This is a genomic window from Amycolatopsis sp. 3B14 (assembly GCF_050958625.1).
Lineage (GTDB): Bacteria > Actinomycetota > Actinomycetes > Mycobacteriales > Pseudonocardiaceae > Amycolatopsis_E > Amycolatopsis_E thermoflava.
The window spans coordinates 72,447-86,086 of record NZ_JBHZEN010000020.1; the positions used below are offsets into that span (position 1 = coordinate 72,447).

Consider the following 13,640-nt stretch of genomic DNA (forward strand, 5'->3'; position numbering starts at 1 on the left):
GTCAGCCCACGCGTTCGAAGATCAGGTCCCGGCTGATCCGGCCCTCCTGGTCGGCCCGCTGCTCGAACTTGGTGACGGGCCGCCAGCTCGGCCGCGGCGCCCAGTCGTCGAAGCGGTTGCGCAGCGCGGGCTCGGCCGAGCACACCTCGAGCATCTGCTCGGCGTAGTGCTCCCAGTCGGTGGCCATGTGCAGGATCCCGCCCGGCGCGAGCCGCGACGCCACCAGCTTCACGAAGTCGGGCTGCACCAGCCTGCGCTTGTGGTGGCGCTTCTTCGGCCACGGGTCCGGGAAGAAGATCCGCACCCCGGACAGCGAATCCGGCTCGATGTGCTCCTTCAGCGCGATCACCGCGTCGCCGTGCAGCAGGCGGAGGTTCTCCAGGCCGAGCCGCTCGGCGCGCAGCATCAGCTGCCCGAGACCGGCCTCGTACACCTCGACGGCGACGTAGTTGACCTCCGGCTCGGCGGCCGCGAGCTGCGCGGTCGTCTCACCCATGCCGGAGCCGATCTCCAGCAGCACCGGAGCCGGGCGGCCGAACCACCCGGCGAAGTCGATCGGACCGGGCGGCAGGTCGGCCACCCTGCGCCCGATGTCCGCCCACTGGCGTTCCCAGGCACGCTGCTGGCCGACCGTCATCCGGCCGCCACGCTGCACGTAACTGACGACACTCCGCAGGCGCGGCTGCTGCTCGCTCTCCACCCGCCCAAGTTAGCTGCCGTCCATGATGCGGCCTGCGTGGCGGTGCGGGTAGCGGCCCCTCCCGCCAGCCCGCCACCGCCCTCAACGGACACGCTCCGCGTGACGGCCTTCATCTGCGTCACCCACCACCGCCCTCAACGGACACGCTCCGCGCGGCTCTGCCCGTTCAAACCCGCGGCGGTGCCGGCTGCCCGAGTGGTGCAAGCGGCTCTGCCACTTCTCCAGAGGAAAGCCCCTAGCGGACGGCCTCGAACTCCCCCAACCGGGAGCGCAGGCCGCCGACCCCGTGCACGGCGATCGGCGACGGCGTGGTGCCCGTGTGGGCCGGCAACACGTCGATCCACCCGTCGTGGCGGCTGGTGGTCAGGATCGTGGTGGGGATCTTGTGCCCGGAGCGCCCGTTCTCCGACGGCATGAACTCCCAGTACCCGGATTCGCCGTCCGCGGCCCACGGCACGTACTCCCAGCCGGGCCGGCGGGACAGCAGTTGCGCCACCCGGTCCTCGATGCGGAAACCGGTCTCCCGCGAGTCCAGCCTGCCCTCCGCGAGTGCGCGCAGCCACCACGGCGCCGGGATCATCTCGCCCCGGGCGCTCACGGCGCGGAACAACGCGAGAACTTCGCTTTCGGCGGCCCGGTGGATCCACGCGCGCCGGATCTCCGCCGGTCTCGTCGCGGTGGCCACGATCCGGGGCAACTCCACGGCCTGCGACCATTCGAGCGCGTCGAGCGGTTCCAGAGCGGGCGGATGCGCGACGGCGCGCGGGGCGGCGATTTTCCGATCGATATCCACCGTCAAGGGTCACCTCCGTGGAGTCGCCTGACGTGGTGATTCCAGAATGCCTGGTCAGAGGCGGTGCGTCCGCTTCCTGTGAGGCCGACCACAGGGGCTTTACGCGGTATTAACCCAGGGGTCGTAACAGCATCATCCGATTAATCGATTCGACCTTTCCGGAGGTCATCGGATGCACTACAGGCGAAGGCCCGGGCCACCCCCCGAATTCGGTGGCCCGGGCCGTTCTTCTTCCCCGTGCTCCGGTCCCCACCGGAGCGCCTGTGGTGGTCTTCCGATCAGGCGTCGCGCTTGCGAGCCGTGGCGACCGCGATGGCCAGCAGCGCGACGGCGACCGCCGCGAAGTAGGCCAGCGACCAGCCCTGCGACAGCGCGGCCGTGGACATCGGCGCGCCTGCGTCGACGTTGCGGCCCATGTTCGACGCGCCGTCGCCGGTGAGGAACTTGTTGGCGACGTTGAACGGCAGCCACTGGTAGATGTCGTCGCCGACGCTCGGGATGAGCCGGATCAGGTCCTCGACCGCGAGCGCGTAGATCAGCAGCAGCGCGATGGCGCCGGCGCTGTGGCGGAGCAGGATGCCCACGGCCACCGCGATCACCGCGGCGAGCGCGTAGATCGCGCCGACCCCGGCCACGTTGATCCAGTCCGCGCCGGTGTCCAGCGCGAGCGGGGCGTTCGGCTTGAGCAGGAGCGCCAGCGCCCACGAGCCGAACGCGCTCAGCTCGCCGATGACCAGCGCGACCAGCGCGACCACGGTCGTCTTCGCGACCAGCGCGGCGGCCCGGTTGGGCACCGCCTGGAAGGTCGTGCGGATCGTGCCGAAGCGGTACTCGGTGGTGACCGCGAGCGCGGCCAGCACCATGATCACGGCCATGCCGAAGCTGTAGCCGAACTGGGTCGAGGCGACGGTGGCGGTGAACTCGCCCCCGTCGTCCGCATTGCCGACGACCAGGGCGGAGAACCCGATCGTGGTGGCCAGCGCCACCAGTGCGCACCACCACGGCGAGCGGGTGGTGAACAGTTTCATCCGTTCCACGGCAAGCAAAGTCATGATGTTCGCGTCTCCCCTAGTTCGCCGGCTCGAGAGCGTGCCGGGCCTCGGTCTCCAGACCGGTGTGGTACTCCACGGAATCGCCCGTGATCTGCATGAACGCCTGCTCCAGCGAACCCGTCTGCGGGCTCAGCTCGTGCAGCACGATGCCGTTGCTCGCGGCCAGCTCGCCGATCTTCTCGCTGTCCAAACCGGACACCAGGATGCCGTCGTCGGTGTCGGTGGCGCTGTCGGCGGGCAGCAGCGAGCGCAGCTTCGCCAGCTGCGGGCTGCGCACCTTGACGGTGTTCTCGCTGGCCCTGGCCACGAACTCCTTCGTGGTGCTCTGCGAGATCAGCTTGCCCTTGCCGATGACCACGAGGTTGGAGGCGGTCAGCGCCATCTCCGACAGCAGGTGGCTGGAGACGAAGACGGTGCGGCCCTCGTCGGCGAGGCGGTGCATGAACTTGCGGATCCAGAGGATGCCCTCCGGGTCGAGGCCGTTGACCGGCTCGTCGAACAGCAGCACCTCCGGGTCGCCGAGCAGGGCCGCGGCGATCCCCAGCCGCTGCGACATGCCCAGCGAGAACCCGCCGGCGCGCTTGCCCGCGACGCTGGTCAGGCCGACGATGTCGAGCACCTCTTCGACGCGCCGCGCCGGGATGTGGTTGGACTTCGCCATCCAGGCCAGGTGCGCCCGCGCCGAGCGGTTCGGGTGCACCCACTTGGCGTCGAGCAGCGCGCCGACGGTCCGAAGTGGATTCTTCAGTTCCGTGTAACGTTTTCCGCCGATGGTCACCTGGCCGCTCGTCGGATTGTCCAGGCCGAGGATCATCCGCATGGTGGTCGATTTCCCGGCGCCGTTCGGACCGAGGAAACCGGTCACCTCGCCGGGGGCGACGTCGAATGACAGATCGTTGACGGCGAGCGTTTTTCCGTAGTGTTTGGTGAGGCCTCGTGCCTCTATCATGGTTGCTCCCCTGTGCTGGTCAAAAGCCTGTTGTTCCCCGTGCGGCTCTCATGCTGACCGATCGGGGCACGCGTGCGCGTCATCCTGTGGTTCGAACTTCCCACCCGACTGCGGTAGTAGCCTCCCGCGATTCGCGTGCGCACGGGATCGGTGATGACCCTGAATCGCCCCTGAGCTTCGGGGCCCGGTTTTGTCGGGGTCGGGCGTTATCGTGCCCGCATGACGGCGAAGACGGTGCTGGTGACGGGTGCGACCAGGGGGTGCGGTCGCGCGATCGCGGTGGAGCTCGGTCGCGGCGGCGCGACGGTGTACGTCACCGGGCGTACGACCCGCGGGTCGTCGTCGCCGATGAAGCGGTCGGAGACGATCGAGGAGACGGCCGAGCTGGTGGACGCGGCGGGCGGGCGTGGCGTGCCGGTGCGGTGCGACTTCACGTCGGTGGCGGACGTGGACGCGCTGCGGGAGCGGGTCGAGGCGGAGTCCGGTGGCCTGGACGTCTTGGTCGACGACGTCTGGGGTGGCGACCCGTTCGTCGACTTCGAGCGGCCGTACTGGGAGTCCAGCCTGGACGACGCGCTGACCCTGGTCCACAACGCGCTGGACACGCACCTGATCGCGCTGCACCGGCTGCTGCCGCTGGTGGTGCGGCGCCCCGGCGGTTTCGTGATCGAGGTGACCGACGGCGACGACGACGAGTACGTGGGCGCGGGCATCCCGTACTACCTGGCGAAGTGCGGGGTGCGGGCGCTCGGCAGGGCACTGGGCGCGGAGCTGGCGGGGCGGGGTTGCGTCGGGCTGTCGGTGACGCCCGGTTTCCTCCGCTCCGAGGCGATGCTGGACCTCTTCGGTGTCGCCGAGCCGAACTGGCGCGACGCGGTGACGGGCGCGGGCGGCCCGGACTTCGCGATCTCGGAGACGCCGTACTACCTGGCGCGCGGCGTGGCCGCGCTGGTGACCGATCCGGACGCGGCCCGCTTCGCCGGCCGCACGATCGCGTCGTGGACCTTCATGCACGAGTACGGGGTCACCGACGTGGACGGCACCCGGCCGGACTGGGGCCGCTGGTACGCCGAGGTCCACAAGGCGGGCCGCAACCCGGCGGAGGTGGACCCGGCCCCCTACCGCTGAAGCCCCCGGAATCCCCCGGAGCCCGACTCGCCGGCGGCGGGTGAGCGGGCGCCGGCACGCCGAGGTCGAGGCGGAGCTGGACCCACCGCCCTGGACGCGCGAACCGGCGGCGCGACCCGGCGCGCCGCTGTCGGGTGATCGGACCAGAATCTCCGGGCGTGCTACAGCTCAGGCCAAGCCGGGCCGGATCAGGCCCGTCTCGTAGGCCAGCACCACCGCCTGCACGCGGTCCCGCAGCCCGAGCTTCGCCAGGATCCGGCCCACGTGCGTCTTCACCGTCGCCTCGGAGAGGAACAGCTTTTCCGCTATCTCCACATTGGACAGGCCCTTCGCGATGAGCACCAGCACCTCGCGCTCCCGCTCGGTCAGCACGTCCAGCTCGGCCTCGTCGCGCGGGGGGCCGCCGCCGCTCATGAAACGGTCCAGCAGCCGCCGCGTCACCGACGGCGACACCACGGCGTCCCCGGACGCCACCGACCGCAGCGCCGACACCAGATGGTCCGGCGGCGTGTCCTTCAGCAGGAACCCGCTCGCCCCGTTCTGCAGCGCCGCGTACACGTACTCGTCCAGGTCGAACGTCGTCATCACCAGCACCCGCGACGTGCCTTCCTCGACGATCCGCTTCGTCGCCTCCACGCCGTCCATCACCGGCATCCGCACGTCCATCAACACGACGTCCGGCCGCAGCGAACCGGCCAGCGACACCGCGTCCGCGCCGTTCCCGGCCTCGCCGACCAGGTCGATGTCCTCCTGCGCGCCCAGCACCATGCGGAACCCGACGCGCATCAGCTCCTGGTCGTCGACCACCACCACGCGGATCACGGGTCGAGCCTCGCCGGGAAGCTCGCGTGCACCCGCCAGCCACCCCCTGGCCGCGGCCCCACCTGCAGTATCCCGCCGAACAGGTGCGCCCGTTCGCGCATCCCGATCACCCCGTTGCCTCCCGGCAGGTCCGGCCCGGGCACCAGTTCCCGCGCCTTCCCGGCCCCGTCGTCCACGATCTCCACGTCCACCAGGTTCTCGGTCCGCCGCACCCGCACCTCCGCCCGGGCCCCTTGGCCGGCGTGCTTGAGCGTGTTGGTCAGCGACTCCTGCACGATCCGGTACACGCCGAGCGACACCCCGGCAGGCAGCTCGGCGAGCGTCCCCTCGACCGACAGCTCCACCGGCACCCCCGCGGTACGCACCCGTTCCGCCAGGTCGGCCAGCGACTCCGCCGTCGGCTGCGGGATCCGTGGCTCCCCGGCCACCTCTTCGTCGCGCAGCACCTGCAGCAGCCGCCGCAGCTCGGTCAGCGCCTGCCTGCCGGTCTCGGAGATCGTGCGCACCGCCCGCTCGGCCAGCTCCGGGCTGGACCGCAGCGCGTAGGACGCCCCGTCGGCCTGCACCACGATCACGCTCACCGCGTGGGCGACCACGTCATGCAGCTCCCGCGCGATCCGCCCGCGTTCCTCGGCCACCGCGATCCGCCCGGCCTGGTCGCGTTCGGTCTCCAGCAGGTGCAGCCGCGCCTCCATCTCCGCGTGGTAGGCCCGGCGCGCGCCGACGAACTCGCCGAGCACCCAGCACAACGCGAAGATCAGCCCGATGAATAGCAGCGGCGCCCAGCCCTGCGGCGACCAGCCGGCCCACATCTGCACCACGCTGATCACGGCCTGCGCGGCCAGGTACAGCGCGGCCTGCCGCCGCCCGACGTAGACGACCACCGTGTACAGCGCCACGCAGCTCGCCGTCGCGCTGCCGACCCCCAGCTCCAGCGCACTGTGCGGCACCGTTATCAGCAGGATCACGTAGGCCGTGACCACCGGGTACTTCCGGCGGAACGCCACCGGCCCCACCATCGCGAGGTCCAGCGGGATCGCCACGTACCACCGCTGCCCCTCGCCGGGGGCGGCCCGCGCGACCAGGAACAGCAGGTCCACGAGCAGCAGCAACACGGCGAGCAGGACGTCCCCGACCATCGGGTGCGCCCGCATCCACAAGCTCAGTCGCCGCACACCGTTCACCCTAGGTCGGCGGCCGTCCACTCCGCGTCATCCCGAGGTATCACCGCACGTGGGACTTCCGGCCGAGCTTCATGGCAGGATTCGGGGGCACAACGCAGGCACCGGGAGGGGGGCGACGTGACGGCGACGACGGATCAGGGCCGCCTGGCCGGTCCGCTGTCGGTGTCGGTGGCCAACCTCTGCCGCCGCCTGCAGCCGCAGGTCTCCGCCCGCACCGCCGCCGGGTTCGCCGAGGTGCTGCGCCGCCTCGGCGCGCCGCTGCAGGTCGCGGTCGCCGGGCGCATCAAGTCCGGCAAGTCGACGCTGGTCAACGCCCTGATCGGGCGGCGGGTCGCGCCGACCGACGTGGGCGAGTGCACCCGCCTGGTGACCCGCTTCCAGTACGGCACGGTCGACCGCATCGAAGTGGTCTTCGCCGGCGGGCACAAGCAGGTGCTGCCGTTCGCGCCGGACGGGTCGATCCCGGCCGAGCTGGGCGTGGACATCAGCAAGGTCTCGCACATCGAGGCGTACCTAACCAGCGCGGTCCTGCAGGACATGACCGTGATCGACACCCCCGGCCTCGGTTCGCTGGACGCCGCGTCGGTCTCGCGCACGGAGCAGCTGCTGGGTGCTGCCCAGGCCGAAGACGGCGGCGACGAGCTGGACGAGACCTCCCGCAACGCGGTCGCCGGCGCGGAGGCCGTCCTCTACGTCGTGACCCAGGGCGTGCGCGCGGACGACCAGCAGGCGCTCGCCGCGTTCACCGCCGCGACCGCGAGCCGCGAGGCTGGCCCGGTCAACGCGATCGCCGTGCTGAACAAGGCCGACACCATCCCGCCGGAGTCGGTCGAGGGTTCCGGCGGTGACGTGTGGCGGGCCGCGTCGATCCTCGCCGAGAAGCAGGGGCTGCTGCTCAAGCCGCGGGTCGCCGACGTGCTGCCGGTGATCGGGCTGATCGCCGAATCGGCCGAGTCGGGCAACTTCACCTCCGCCGACGCGGACGCGCTGCGCCAGCTGGCCGCTCTGGACGACGCGACGCTGGAGACCATGCTGATGGCGGCCGACATCTTCACCAGCTGGGACTGCGACGTCCCGGCAGGCACCCGGCTGCGGCTGCTGGAGAAGCTCGACCTCTACGGCATCCGCCGCGCCATCGACGCGATTCGCGCCGATTCGACGATCACCGCGGGCGCCCTGCGCAGGCTGCTGCTCAGCGCTTCCGGTCTGGAGGCCGTCCGGGCCCGGCTGAACACGGTCTTCGCCGCCCGCGCGGACGGGATCAAGGCCGCCGCCGCGCTCGCGTCGGTGACCGCGCTGGCGCACGCGTCCGGTGACCCGGCCGAGCGGCAGCGCGTGCACGACGCCATCGAGGTGCTGCTCGCCAAGCCCGAGGCGCACCAGCTCCGGCTGCTCGAGGCGCTCACGCTGGTCGTGGCCGGCGCCGTCGACATGCCCGAGGACCTCGCCGAAGAGGTCCTGCGGGTGGGCAGCAACGCCGACATCGACGAGCAGCTGGGCCTGCCCGGCGCGTCGCGGCCGGAGCTCGCCGCGCACGCGCTGGAGCGCGCCGGGTGGTGGCGGTCGTTCGCGTCCTTCGGCGCGACGCCCGCGCAGAGCCGGGTCGCGCACGTCGTGCACCGGGCGTACTTCCTCATCTGGCAGCAGCTGAGATGAACGGGGGGTGGTGAGCGTGGCTTCCTGGTTCCGGCGCCGGTCCGCGGACGACTCCCCGACCGGGCAGATCCCCGGCGCGCAACTGGCGAAGATCATCGACGAAGTCGAGGGAACCACAGCGGCGCAACCCCCGTCCAACACCGATGTGAACCGTGTATCCGATCTGGCCGCCGCCGGCCCGGAAGCGCTGGAGCAGGCGCGGGCCGACCGGCAGGAGCTGATCCAGCTCTGCCTCTACGCCCTGGACCGGGCGCGCAGCGGGGGCGTGGTCGAGCGCCTCGAACAAGGGCTGGCCCGCGTCGGGGTGGAGGCGGTGCGGCCGGACGGGCAGCGGTTCGACCCGTCGGTGCACGAGGCGGGTGGCGCGATCAAGACCGACGACCCGGCGCTGGACGGCGTGGTCGCCGAGACCGAGGTCGTCGGGTTCACCGACGGCGGCCGCCTGCTCCGCGCGCCCGTCGTGACGGTTTACACGAAGCGCTAAGGTCCGGTCGTGACCGCTCCGCCGCTCTCGTCCCTGCCCAACCAGGTCAAGCAGGCCCGCGAAGCACTGCTGACGCTGCTGCGGGAGAACGATCCGAAGGCGGCGGCGTGGGTCGAGGAGGTCCGCCGGTCGCGGCCGAAGAAGCCGCAGGTCGTGGTGGTCGGCGAGACCAACCGCGGCAAGAGTTCCCTGGTCAACGCGCTGCTGGCGACCCCGGGCCTGTCCCCGGTGGACGCCGAGGTCGCCACCGCCGGCTACCTCGTCTTCGACCACGCGCCGGAGTGGGGCGCGCAGGCCTGCTACCCCGGCCAGCTCGCGCCGGTCGCCGTGCCGCTGCCCGAGCTGGTCCGCTGGGTCTCGGCCGCGCACGAGCTGCCCGACGGCCAGCTGCCGCCGCGGTACGTCGAGGTCACCGGCCCCGTCCCGATCCTGGAGCGTGTGTCGCTGGTGGACACCCCTGGCGTCGGCGGGCTCGATTCGATGCACGGCGAGCTGGCCGCCGAAGCCGCGGCGAACGCGACCGCGCTGCTGTTCGTCGTCGACGCCTCGGCTCCGTTCACCGCCGGTGAGCTGGAGTTCCTGCGCCGCGTCGGCGACCGCGTGGAGACCGTGGTGTTCGCACTGTCCAAAACGGACGCCTTCCGCGGCTGGCGCGAGGTGCTGGAGGCCGACCGGCGGCTGCTGGCCGAGCACGCGCCGCGCTTCGCCGACGCGGTGTTCCACCCGGTGTCGGCGCGGATGTTCGAGATGGCCGCGAAGGCGCCGAACGAGCAGGCCGCGGTGATGCTGCGGGAGCGCTCCGGCGTGATCGAACTGCAGGCCGCGCTGCAGGAACTCGTGGTCGGCCGGTCGGCGATGCTGAGTGAGGCCAACACGCTGCGGGCGCTGTCCAGCGCGCTCGGCGAGGTGCACGCCGGCCTGCTGGCCGAGCAGCGGGCCCTGTCCTCCGGCGAGGCCGAGGCGGAGCGGCTGCGCGAGCGGCGCGACGAGCTGGCGGCCGAGCGCAAGACGTCCACCCGCGGCTGGCAGCTCAAGCTGCGCGGCGAGATCCAGCGGGCCAGAGTCGACCTCGGCCACGAGACCAGCCGCCAGGTCCGGGACGCGCAGTCCTACTTCCGCGCGCAGATCGACAACGCCAAGCGCGACCAGCTGGCCCAGCTGCCGCAGCAGGTGGACGCGGCGCTGCAGATGATCTCCCAGCGCGTGTCGGCGACGATGGCGCAGCGGCTGAACCGGGTCACCGAGATCGCGCTGGCCGAGCTGTTCGCGCCGGAGGAGCTGGACGTGATCCGCTCGCAGTTCCTGCGCGCGGGCGGCCCGCAGGTGGTGCTGCGGCCGCCGGACCGCAAGCCGTCCACGCCCGAGGACAAGCTGCTCATCTTCATGGGGATCTCCGGCGGGGTCGGCGCGGGCAAGATCGCCGCGCTGCCGCTGGCCGGGGTCGCCCTGCTCAACCCGGTGGTGCTGCCCGCGACAATCGTCGTCGGCCTCGGCGCCGGCTGGTGGATGGCCCGCACCCGGCGGCACGCCGCGGACAAGCAGCACCTCAAGCAGTGGCTGGTCGAGTCGATCGCGGAGGCGCGCTCGATCCTCGACCAGCTGGTCGCCGAGCAGCTCATCGAGGCCGAACAGCAGCTGTCGCTGGCGCTCGACGAGGCGCTGTCCCGCCGGATCGACGCCATCGAGGCCGAGCTCAAGCAGGTCGACAAGTCGATCAAAATGGGCGCGCAGGAGCGGGCGAAGAAGCTGGCCGGGGTGAGCCGGAAGCTGAAGGAGACCGGTGACGGCCGTGATCGGGCCGAGACCCTGCTCGGGCGCATCCGCACCCTGCGTGAGCAGGCCTGAAAGGGTCGGTTGTGCCGGGGAACCGAACCGGCCTAACGTGAGTCAAAGCGTGTGACTTCATTGGTGTGAGATTGGGGAGTTCGGCGTGTGGATCGATGAGACCGGCGGGGTTGAGCCCACCGACGCCACGACCTCCGACGGTGACCTGGAGATCACGGTCGACGGGCAGACCTACACGGCCGAAGAGAACATGGACCTCAACCACGACGGGGTCAACGAGACGGTCCGCCTCGACAACGCCGACGGCACGATCACCGCGTACGTCGACACCGACGACGACGGGCACGCCGACCAGTACGTGCACACCGACACCGAGGGCAACGTCGTCGAGCTCGCCCGTTACGACGAGACCACCGGCGACTGGATCGCCGACCACGACTCCGAGGCGGGCGAGCCGGACGCCACCGAGACCGGCCGCGCGGGCGAGATCACGGCCGACATGTCGGACGGCACCGTCGAGGTCGGCCCGGCCACTGTGGACAGCGACAACGACGGCACCGCCGACACCGCGGTCGTGACCGACGACCAGGGCAACACGCGCGTCTTCACCGACGTCGACGGCGACGGCCAGGCCGACGTGCAGACGATCATCACGCCCGAGGGCGAGACGACCACGTACCAGCACACCGGCCCCGGCGAGTGGACCGAGACGACGAACGGCTTCACCGCCGAGGTGCCGCCGGACAGCGACCAGCTGTGGGGCGGCAGCGGCGCGCAGACCGTCGAAGGGGTCGCGAAGATCGACTCCGGCACCGGGCAGTGGATCTCCCAGAACTGACTGCCGCAGAACCGAACTTCCCGGAACTGACCGGTAACCCCGGCGAAATCAGGCCCCGGTCGTCCCTCGTGGACGACGGGGCCTGATCGCGTTTCCGGGCAAATCGCCCACCCCCGGATATCGGCGAGATCACGCGCAAGCCGAAGAACTTTCTCCGCTACGCCGGTTCAGCGATATCTGAATCGATTCCCTGATCGTTCTTGTGAGAGAACCGACAGGTCAGGCCTCGGTTACCGGCCGTCCATCCGGCTACCCTCGGGGAATCCCAGTATTTCCAGCACACCGGTAGGGCAGCCGGTGTGCGAAGCCATTCGGTCGCCGGCGACGGAGCGCTTCCCCGGACCCAGGTTCCGGGCGGGCGTTCCTGCCGTCGAAGTCAGGAGAAGGAATGACTGCAGTAGCCATCCCGGGACTGGACAAGGCGCCGACGTCGCACAGCGGTGTGCTTGCGTGGGTACGGGAGGTCGCCGAGCTGACCACCCCTGACCGAGTGGTGTGGTGCGACGGCTCCGACGAGGAGGCCGAGCGCATCAACAACGAGCTGGTCGAGGCCGGCACGTTCGTCCCGTTGAAGGCGAAGCCGAACTCCTTCTGGGCAGCCTCGGACCCGAGCGACGTCGCGCGGGTCGAGGAGCGGACCTTCATCTGCTCCGAGAACGAAGAGGACGCCGGGCCGACCAACAACTGGATGCACCCGGACGAGATGCGCGCCACGATGACCGAGCTCTACCGGGGCTGCATGCGTGGCCGGACGATGTACGTCATCCCGTTCTGCATGGGCCCGCTCGGCGACGAGAACCCGAAGCTGGGTATCGAGGTCACCGACTTCGCCTACGTCGTGGCGTCGATGCGGGTGATGACCCGCATGGGCACCAAGGCGCTGGAGAAGTTCGTCAAGGAGGACGGCACCGAGCGCGAGTTCGTGCCCGCCCTGCACTCGGTCGGCAAGCCGCTGGAGCCGGGCGAGAAGGACGTCGCCTGGCCGTGCAACGACACCAAGTACATCTCGCACTTCCCGGAGAGCCGGACGATCTGGAGCTACGGCTCGGGCTACGGCGGCAACTCGCTGCTGGGCAAGAAGTGCTACTCGCTGCGCATCGCCTCCGTCATGGCCCGTGACGAAGGCTGGCTCGCCGAGCACATGCTGATCCTCAAGCTGATCTCGCCGGAGAACAAGGCCTACTACGTGGCGGCCGCGTTCCCGAGCGCGTGCGGCAAGACCAACCTCGCGATGCTGCAGCCGACCATCCCGGGCTGGCGCGCCGAGACCATCGGCGACGACATCGCGTGGATGCGGTTCGGCGAGGACGGCCGCCTGTACGCGATCAACCCCGAGTTCGGCCTGTTCGGCGTCGCGCCCGGCACCGGTGTGAAGACCAACCCGGTGGCGATGAAGACCATCGAGGCCGGCAACACCGTCTTCACCAACGTCGCGCTGACCGACGACGGCGACGTGTGGTGGGAGGGCATGACCAAGGAGCCGCCGGCGCACCTCACCGACTGGAAGGGCCGCGACTGGACCCCCGAGTCGGACGAGCCCGCCGCGCACCCGAACTCGCGGTTCTGCACGCCGATCGCGCAGGTCCCGACGCTCGCGCCGGAGTGGGACGACCCGAAGGGCGTGCCGATCTCGGCGATCCTGTTCGGTGGCCGCCGCGCCACCACGGTCCCGCTGGTGACCGAGGCCCGCGACTGGCAGCACGGCGTGTTCGTGGGCGCCACCATGTCGTCGGAGAAGACCGCGGCCGCGGCCGGGAAGGTCGGCGAGGTGCGCCGCGACCCGATGGCGATGCTGCCGTTCCTCGGCTACCACGCGGGCGCGTACTTCCAGCACTGGCTGGACACCGGCAAGAACGCCGACGCCGCCAAGCTGCCGAAGATCTTCTACGTCAACTGGTTCCGGCGCGGTGACGACAAGCGGTTCCTGTGGCCGGGCTTCGGCGAGAACTCGCGGGTGCTCAAGTGGATCGTGGAGCGCCTCGAGGGCAAGGCGGGCGCGGTGGAGACCCCGGTCGGCCTGGTGCCGCGCGCCGAGGACCTCGACCTGGACGGCATCGCCGAGCCGATCGAGGACGTCCAGGAGTCGCTCGCGGTCAAGCCGGAGGAGTGGCGCCAGGAGATCCCGCTGATCGAGGAGTGGTTCGCCAAGATCGGCGACCGGGTGCCCTCCAGCCTGCACGACGAGCTGGCGGCCCTGAAGCAGCGCCTCGGCTGATCGCCTGACGCGAACACGGGAGGCCACCCCTGGC

The 13,640-nt window shown here is 70.9% G+C and carries 12 protein-coding genes; 6 read left to right on the plus strand and 6 right to left on the minus strand.

Going from position 1 to position 13,640, the window contains the following annotated elements:
* Position 1: 1 nt before the first annotated feature.
* The 4 genes from trmB to ACCP09_RS10595 all read right to left on the minus strand — a co-directional run bounded on the left by trmB (position 2) and on the right by ACCP09_RS10595 (position 3,494).
* The gene (gene trmB / locus ACCP09_RS10580; protein ID WP_027933257.1) at positions 2 to 700 is read right to left on the minus strand and encodes a tRNA (guanosine(46)-N7)-methyltransferase TrmB; all 699 of its coding nucleotides are present in this window, start codon (positions 698 to 700) and stop codon (positions 2 to 4) included.
* A 235-nt stretch (positions 701 to 935) separates the two neighbouring features.
* The gene (locus tag ACCP09_RS10585; protein ID WP_037322761.1) at positions 936 to 1,499 is read right to left on the minus strand and encodes a hypothetical protein; all 564 of its coding nucleotides are present in this window, start codon (positions 1,497 to 1,499) and stop codon (positions 936 to 938) included.
* Between the two features lie 272 nt (positions 1,500 to 1,771).
* Positions 1,772 to 2,545, minus strand: a complete 774-nt coding sequence (locus ACCP09_RS10590; protein ID WP_027933259.1) for an ABC transporter permease — start codon at positions 2,543 to 2,545, stop codon at positions 1,772 to 1,774.
* Positions 2,546 to 2,561: 16 nt separating this feature from the next.
* Complete coding sequence (locus tag ACCP09_RS10595; protein WP_027933260.1) at positions 2,562 to 3,494, minus strand: ABC transporter ATP-binding protein; 933 nt, start codon at positions 3,492 to 3,494, stop codon at positions 2,562 to 2,564.
* Positions 3,495 to 3,713: 219 nt separating this feature from the next.
* Here ACCP09_RS10595 and ACCP09_RS10600 point away from each other — a divergent pair, with 219 nt between their 5' ends.
* Positions 3,714 to 4,622 (plus strand): SDR family NAD(P)-dependent oxidoreductase, encoded by a 909-nt coding sequence (locus tag ACCP09_RS10600; RefSeq protein WP_433745400.1) that lies wholly within the window; start codon positions 3,714 to 3,716, stop codon positions 4,620 to 4,622.
* Positions 4,623 to 4,790: 168 nt separating this feature from the next.
* Here the strand turns inward: ACCP09_RS10600 and ACCP09_RS10605 are convergent, their stop codons facing one another.
* Together ACCP09_RS10605 and ACCP09_RS10610 are read right to left on the minus strand one after the other, a co-directional pair.
* Positions 4,791 to 5,444 (minus strand): response regulator, encoded by a 654-nt coding sequence (locus ACCP09_RS10605; RefSeq protein WP_027933262.1) that lies wholly within the window; start codon positions 5,442 to 5,444, stop codon positions 4,791 to 4,793.
* Positions 5,441 to 6,598 carry a sensor histidine kinase gene (locus tag ACCP09_RS10610; protein WP_433745567.1) on the minus strand — a complete coding sequence of 386 codons (1,158 nt, stop codon included), beginning with the start codon at positions 6,596 to 6,598 and terminating at the stop codon, positions 5,441 to 5,443. The genes ACCP09_RS10605 and ACCP09_RS10610 overlap by 4 nt, the downstream gene beginning before the upstream one ends.
* Positions 6,599 to 6,745: 147 nt before the next feature.
* Here ACCP09_RS10610 and ACCP09_RS10615 point away from each other — a divergent pair, with 147 nt between their 5' ends.
* The 5 genes from ACCP09_RS10615 to ACCP09_RS10635 all read left to right on the plus strand — a co-directional run bounded on the left by ACCP09_RS10615 (position 6,746) and on the right by ACCP09_RS10635 (position 13,606).
* Positions 6,746 to 8,284: a dynamin family protein gene (locus tag ACCP09_RS10615; protein WP_123684413.1), complete on the plus strand. Its 1,539-nt coding sequence runs from the start codon at positions 6,746 to 6,748 to the stop codon at positions 8,282 to 8,284.
* Positions 8,285 to 8,291: 7 nt separating this feature from the next.
* Positions 8,292 to 8,768 carry a nucleotide exchange factor GrpE gene (grpE, locus tag ACCP09_RS10620; RefSeq protein ID WP_020422268.1) on the plus strand — a complete coding sequence of 159 codons (477 nt, stop codon included), beginning with the start codon at positions 8,292 to 8,294 and terminating at the stop codon, positions 8,766 to 8,768.
* A gap of 9 nt (positions 8,769 to 8,777) precedes the next feature.
* The gene (locus ACCP09_RS10625) at positions 8,778 to 10,613 is read left to right on the plus strand and encodes a dynamin family protein (RefSeq protein ID WP_433745405.1); all 1,836 of its coding nucleotides are present in this window, start codon (positions 8,778 to 8,780) and stop codon (positions 10,611 to 10,613) included.
* 85 nt (positions 10,614 to 10,698) lie between these two features.
* Positions 10,699 to 11,391 carry a DUF6802 family protein gene (locus ACCP09_RS10630; protein WP_123684415.1) on the plus strand — a complete coding sequence of 231 codons (693 nt, stop codon included), beginning with the start codon at positions 10,699 to 10,701 and terminating at the stop codon, positions 11,389 to 11,391.
* 388 nt (positions 11,392 to 11,779) lie between these two features.
* On the plus strand, positions 11,780 to 13,606 hold the full coding sequence (locus ACCP09_RS10635; RefSeq protein WP_433745409.1) for a phosphoenolpyruvate carboxykinase (GTP): 1,827 nt from the start codon (positions 11,780 to 11,782) through the stop codon (positions 13,604 to 13,606).
* Positions 13,607 to 13,640 lie beyond the last annotated feature (34 nt).